At 70.3% G+C, this 5,604-nt stretch carries 7 protein-coding genes and 1 tRNA gene; 3 read left to right on the plus strand and 5 right to left on the minus strand.

Going from position 1 to position 5,604, the window contains the following annotated elements:
- The coding region (locus tag HUV01_RS11220; protein ID WP_174298336.1) for a glycosyltransferase at positions 1-388 on the plus strand (388 nt) is incomplete at its 5' end.
- Here HUV01_RS11220 and HUV01_RS11225 read toward each other — a convergent pair.
- The 5 genes from HUV01_RS11225 to yajC are packed head-to-tail and all read right to left on the minus strand — an operon-like array spanning position 351 to position 3,949.
- Positions 351-578 carry a hypothetical protein gene (locus HUV01_RS11225; RefSeq protein WP_174298337.1) on the minus strand — a complete coding sequence of 76 codons (228 nt, stop codon included), beginning with the start codon at positions 576-578 and terminating at the stop codon, positions 351-353. The genes HUV01_RS11220 and HUV01_RS11225 overlap by 38 nt on opposite strands.
- A gap of 35 nt (positions 579-613) precedes the next feature.
- Positions 614-976 carry an Mth938-like domain-containing protein gene (locus HUV01_RS11230; RefSeq protein WP_174298342.1) on the minus strand — a complete coding sequence of 121 codons (363 nt, stop codon included), beginning with the start codon at positions 974-976 and terminating at the stop codon, positions 614-616.
- A 48-nt stretch (positions 977-1,024) separates the two neighbouring features.
- Positions 1,025-1,987, minus strand: a complete 963-nt coding sequence (gene secF / locus HUV01_RS11235; RefSeq protein WP_174298338.1) for a protein translocase subunit SecF — start codon at positions 1,985-1,987, stop codon at positions 1,025-1,027.
- Positions 1,988-2,001: 14 nt separating this feature from the next.
- Positions 2,002-3,609, minus strand: coding sequence for a protein translocase subunit SecD (gene secD / locus HUV01_RS11240; RefSeq protein WP_174298339.1), 1,608 nt, complete (start codon positions 3,607-3,609; stop codon positions 2,002-2,004).
- A gap of 1 nt (position 3,610) precedes the next feature.
- Complete coding sequence (yajC, locus tag HUV01_RS11245) at positions 3,611-3,949, minus strand: preprotein translocase subunit YajC (protein WP_174298340.1); 339 nt, start codon at positions 3,947-3,949, stop codon at positions 3,611-3,613.
- Positions 3,950-4,151: 202 nt separating this feature from the next.
- Here yajC and HUV01_RS11250 point away from each other — a divergent pair.
- A tRNA-Pro gene (locus HUV01_RS11250) sits at positions 4,152-4,228 on the plus strand.
- A 200-nt stretch (positions 4,229-4,428) separates the two neighbouring features.
- Positions 4,429-5,415 carry an NAD(P)H-dependent flavin oxidoreductase gene (locus tag HUV01_RS11255; RefSeq protein ID WP_217430991.1) on the plus strand — a complete coding sequence of 329 codons (987 nt, stop codon included), beginning with the start codon at positions 4,429-4,431 and terminating at the stop codon, positions 5,413-5,415.
- Positions 5,416-5,604: the final 189 nt, after the last annotated feature.

The following is a 5,604-nucleotide window of genomic DNA, read 5'->3' on the forward strand; positions in this document are numbered from 1 at the left end:
CGGCCGCGTGCGGCTGGTGGGGGCGGTGCCGCATGGCGAGCTGCCGCGCCTGCTCGCCGCCGCCGACGCGATGGCGCTCGCCTCGTCGTCGGAAGGACTGGCGAACGCCTGGGTCGAGGCGCTCGCCTGCGGGACGCCGGTGGTGGTGACGGACGCGGGCGGCGCGCGAGAGCTCGTGACAGGCCCGGCGGCGGGGCGCGTCGCCGGACGGACGTCCGCGGCCTTCGCCGAAGCCATCGCCGCGCTGCTGGCCCATCCACCCGATCCGGCGGACGTCCGCGCGATGGCGGCCCGCTTCACCTGGACCGCTAACGCGGTCGCCCTGCGCGACCACCTGGCCGGTCTCGTCGCTAGAGCCGCCCCTCGATCGCGACCTTCATCGCGATGATCGCCAGCGCGACGCAGCCCGCGTCGAGGATCGCCGAGGCGGCCGAGAAGCGCAGGCCGACAAGCCGGCGGACGCCGTGATAGGCAAGGACGACACCCCAGAAGACGACGATCTGCCACCGCGTCTCGAAATACCGGAACAGGAAGCGGCTCAGCGCCCCCGCCCCGGCGAGGATCAGGGCGGCACGCATCGCGTGCGAGGTCAGCATCGGTGTCGGCCCGGCGCTCATCCCAGCGGATAGAAGGCCGCGGCGACCTGTCGACCCTCGCCGCGCAGCACCGCCCATGCCCGCGCCGCCGCGCGGCTGTCCATCGGCTCGATGCCGGTGCCGCGCGCCTCCAGGGCGGCGACCAGCGCCCGCGGCGGCCGGGAGAGAGCGGCGCCCGTTCCCAGCAGCACGAACTCCGGCAGCGGATCGAGCAGCGGCTCGAGCGCGGCGACGTCGAGCGCGGCGAGGGGCGGCGGCGACCAGCCCTGCGACCAGTCGACGGTCATCAGCACCGCGCGATGCACCGCCTCGCCGACCCGGAAGCCGTCCGCAGAGAAACCGTGGACCAGCGGGCCGCCGACCCGCGCATCGCGCTCCATGCGGATGTCGGGCACCGGTTCAGCCCGCCGAGGTCGAGGTGGGGTGGGTCAAGAGCGCGGCCCGACCCGCTCGGCCCCGGTCGCGGCCGTCGCGCGCACCGCCCTGGGCTCCGCGCGCAGCCCCAGCGTGATGAGCAGCGACGACGAGACATAGATCGACGAATAGGTACCGACGATCACGCCCAGGATCATCGCCGCGGTGAAGCCGCGCAGCACATGCCCGCCGAACAGCAGCAGCGCGAGGAGCGCGATCAGCACGGTCAGCGAGGTCATCACGGTGCGCGGCAGCGTCTCGTTCACCGACAGGTCGATGATCTCGCGCATGTCCATCCGGCGATAGCGGCGCATGTTCTCGCGGATACGGTCGTCGATCACGATCTTGTCGTTGATCGAATAGCCGATGATCGTCAGCACCGCCGCGACGATGTTGAGGTCCACTTCCAGCCCGGTCAGCGCGAAGAAGCCGAGCGTCATCAGCAGGTCGTGGGTGATCGCGACGAAGGTCGACACGCCGAACTGCCACTCGAACCGGAACACGCCCCACAGCGCGATCCCGAACACCGCCAGGAACACGGCGAGCCCGCCTTTCCACAGCAGCTCGCCCGAGACCTTGCCGCTGACCGAGTCCTGCCGGGCCAGCGTGGCGCCGGGGAACGCCCTGGCGAGCGCGCGCTGTACCTTGCTGACCACCGCGTTGGTCGCGCCCGCGTCCGCGCTGTCGGGCGGCGGCAGGCGGATCGCGACCGTGTTGCCGTCCGCATATTGCTGGAGCGAGGCCTGGCCGACGCCGAGCCCGTCGACGAGGCCGCGCACCCGCTCGACGGGCGGCGCGGCGGCGAACCGCTCCTCGATCATCAGCCCGCCGCGGAAGTCGACGCCGAGGTTCAGGCCGCGGATCGCGACCAGCGCGACGGCGGCGAGCGACAACAGCAGCGTCAGCGCGAACGCCCACCGGCGCAACCGGACGAAGCCGATGTTGGTGTTGTCGGGGACGATCTTCAGCAGGCGCATGGGTTGGTGTGGCCTCAGATGGCGATGCTGGTGGGCCGCTCGCGCCGCAGCCAGCCGGCGACGAGCATGCGGGTGAACATCACGGCGGTGAACACGCTGGTGACGATGCCGATCAGCAGCACGACCGCGAAACCCTTCACCGGCCCCGATCCCAGCAGGAACATGATGACGCCAGAGATGGCATGGGTCATGTTGGCCTCGAAGATCGTGCGGCTCGCCTCCTTGTAGCCGAGGTCCACCGCCTGCACGATGCTGCGCCCGCGCCGCCGCTCCTCGCGGATGCGCTCGTTGATGAGGACGTTGGCGTCGACCGCGGTCCCGATCGTCAGCACGAAGCCGGCGATGCCGGGCAGCGTCAGCGTGCCGTGGATCAACGCGAGCACGCCCAGGATCACGAAGATGTTGATGGTCACGGCGAGGTCCGCATAGAAGCCGAACCGGCCGTAGGTGACGAGCATGAACACGATCACCGCGACCGCCGCGATCACCGACGCGACGATGCCGGCGTGGATCGAGTCCTTGCCGAGGTCCGGCCCGACCGTGCGCTCCTCCACCACCTTCAGCGCGACCGGCAGCTTGCCGGACCGCAGCTCAATCGCGAGCTGATTGGCCGACGCGACAGTGAAGCTACCCTCGATATAACCTTGACCTCCAAGGATCGGATCATTCACGAAAGGTGCCGTGATAACCTGATTGTCCAAAATTACCGCGAACCGCTTGCCGCGATTGGCTTGGGTGAATGCTGCGAACTTGCGTCCGCCCTGACTATCGAACGTGAAGTTGACGATTGGGGCATTTGTGTCAGATTTGAAACCCTGACTGGCGTTGACGAGCTGATCACCAGAAATCAGCGTCTCGCGCTTTAGTGCAATGTGGGTGGCGGCGGCCGCACCGTTCTGCTCGACGTAAGGCAAGATCACGTCGCCGATCGGCGGCTGGTTCCGCGCCACCGCCGCCGGATCGGCGGTCTCGTCGACCAGCTTGAACTCCAGCTTGGCGGTCTTGCCCAGCAGTTCCTTCAGCGCGGTCGGGTCCTTCAAGCCCGGCACCTGCACGACGATGCGGCTCGCGCCCTGGCGGATGATCGTCGGCTCGCGGGTGCCAAGCTCGTCGATGCGGCGACGGACCACCTCCGTCGCGCTGTTCATCGCGTTCTCGATCGCCGCGTCGACGCCGGCCTTGGTCGGCACGATCACAAAGCGCGACGAGTCGACCACCTGGAGGTCGTACTCGCGCTGGCCGGTCAGGCCCGCGCCGGTGCCGAGCAGCGGCAGCAGCCGCTCGCGCGCGGCGTCCACCTGGCTGGAGTCGCGCAGCAGGAACGACAGGCGACCGCCTTGCGTGGACATCTCGCCGACCTCGATGCGCGGTGCGGTGCGCAGCGCGGTGGCGGCCTGATCGCGCAATTGCTCCAGCCGCGTCGCGACGAGATCGTTAGTGTCGGCCTCCAGCAGCAGGTAGCTGCCGCCCGCGAGGTCGAGGCCCAGGTTGATGCGCGGATGGGGTATGCGGCCCCAGGCGTCCGTCATCCGCTCGGGCAACAGGCTGGGAATGGCCAGGGCGACCAGCGCGACGATCACCAGCCAGATCGACAGGACCTTCCAGCGCGGAAAATCCAGCATGTCAGTCGTTGGCCGCTTTGCCGACGCCGGTCACCTCGGCCAGCGTCGATTTCACGACGCGGACGCGCGTGTTGACGGCGATCTCCACCTCGACGAACCGGTCCTCCACCTTCGTCACGCGGCCCGCGACACCGCCGGCGGTGACGACCTGATCGCCCTTCTTCACGCCCTCGATCATCGCGCGGAACGCCTTCTGGCGCTTCTGCTGGGGCAGCCACATGATGACGTAGAAGGCGACGAGCACCAGCGCGAACGGCGCGAAGAACTGGATCAGGCCGGCGATGCCGCCGCCACCGGGAGCGGCGCCGGTCGCCTGCGCATGAGCTGATGTGATGAACATGGGCCTTTGGGGGTCTGACGGAGCGGACATGCGTCGGGCCGGGGGCGCCGTCGCGCATCCGGCCCGTATAGTTGATTTCGGCTACCACCGGACGCGACCGCGCGCAACGGCCGTGCGCCCCGCAAGCCCCAGAATGCTTGCATCCCCGACGGGCCGCGCCTAAGGCGCGCGACACGGGAGCAGCCATGCCGTTCCCGCCGGTCGGGGCGTAGCGCAGCCTGGTAGCGCATCACACTGGGGGTGTGGGGGTCGCAGGTTCGAATCCTGTCGCCCCGACCAATCGCAATCGAGACCCTGCCGTCGTTCTCGTCCCGCCTGTGTGTCACGAACACCTGGCTGACGGCTTGCCGCGACACGACGCCAGGCGTTAGGCCGTACGGATGACAGACGCACTCGCCCCCGCCCGCTCCGGCACCTTCCACTCCGCTCCTCCGGTCCCCGTTCCCGATGCGACCGGGCGCGAGCGGCTTGCGCGGGCGATGGCGCGGGGCGCGGCGTTCCTCGGGTCCGATACCGCGATCATGGGCGGCGCGATGTCGTGGGTGTCGGAACGTACCCTCGTGGCGGCGATCAGCGAGGCGGGCGGCTTCGGCGTGCTGGCGTGCGGCGCGATGACGCCGGCGCTGCTCGATGCGGAGATCGCGGGGACCAGGGCGTCCACCGCCCGACCGTTCGGCGTCAACCTCATCACCATGCATCCCGCTCTCGACGCGCTGATCGGCGTGTGCGCCGCGCACCGCGTCGGCCATGTCGTCCTGGCGGGCGGCCTGCCGCCCAAGGGCGCGCTGGAGGCGATCAAGGCAGGCGGCGCCAAGGTCGTGTGCTTCGCGCCGACGCTCGCGCTGGCGAGGAAACTGATCCGGTCGGGCGTCGACGCGCTGGTGATCGAGGGGTCGGAGGCGGGGGGCCATATCGGCCCCGTCTCCACCAGCGTGCTCGCACAGGAGATGCTGCCCGAGATCGCCGGGGCGGTGCCGGTGTTCGTCGCCGGCGGCATCGGGCGGGGCGAGGCCATCGCGGGCTATCTGGACATGGGCGCGGCGGGCGTGCAGCTCGGCACGCGCTTCGTCTGCGCCACTGAATCGGTGGCGCACCCGGCGTTCAAGCAGGCGTTCATCCGCGCGTCGGCGCGCGATGCGGTCCCCTCCGTCCAGCTCGATCCGCGCCTGCCGGTAATCCCCGTGCGGGCGCTCCGGAACGCGGGCGGCGAGCTGTTCACCGCCAAGCAGCGCGAGGTCGCGGGCCATCTCGACGAGGGCCGGGTGGCGATGGCCGAGGCGCAGCTGGCGATCGAGCATTACTGGGCCGGCGCGCTGCGCCGCGCGGTGATCGACGGCGATATCGAGCATGGCAGCGTGATGGCCGGGCAGTCCGTCGGCATGGTGCGCCGCGAGGAGCCGGTCGCGGCGATCCTGGCGGAACTGGTGGACGAGGCGGCGACGGCGCTGGGACGCCGCGGGAGCTAGGCGGCTGGAGCCACCGGTGACCAACGGTTAACCAGTATGCGTGCAGGAGTCTTGCGGGTCGCAATCGCAAGGGGTCACCCGAATGCCGCGTCGTCCATCGTTCGCCCGCGCCGCCGCCGTGTCGCGTCTCGTCGGCGTGCTGCTGCCGCTGGGGCTGGGCGCGTGCGCCCACCGGCGGGTCGCGGTGGT

This window comes from Sphingomonas bacterium, assembly GCF_903643035.1.
GTDB lineage: Bacteria > Pseudomonadota > Alphaproteobacteria > Sphingomonadales > Sphingomonadaceae > Sphingomonas.

What these genes read in the sequence shown, in the direction of transcription:
- HUV01_RS11225 (WP_174298337.1), bottom strand. Translation starts at nt 578, where the DNA reads ATGCGTGCCGCCCTGATCCTCGCCGGGGCGGGGGCGCTGAGCCGCTTC.
- HUV01_RS11230 (WP_174298342.1), bottom strand. Translation starts at nt 976, where the DNA reads ATGGAGCGCGATGCGCGGGTCGGCGGCCCGCTGGTCCACGGTTTCTCT.
- secF (WP_174298338.1), bottom strand. Translation starts at nt 1,987, where the DNA reads ATGCGCCTGCTGAAGATCGTCCCCGACAACACCAACATCGGCTTCGTC.
- secD (WP_174298339.1), bottom strand. Translation starts at nt 3,609, where the DNA reads ATGCTGGATTTTCCGCGCTGGAAGGTCCTGTCGATCTGGCTGGTGATC.
- yajC (WP_174298340.1), bottom strand. Translation starts at nt 3,949, where the DNA reads ATGTTCATCACATCAGCTCATGCGCAGGCGACCGGCGCCGCTCCCGGT.
- HUV01_RS11255 (WP_217430991.1), top strand. Translation starts at nt 4,429, where the DNA reads ATGGCGCGGGGCGCGGCGTTCCTCGGGTCCGATACCGCGATCATGGGC.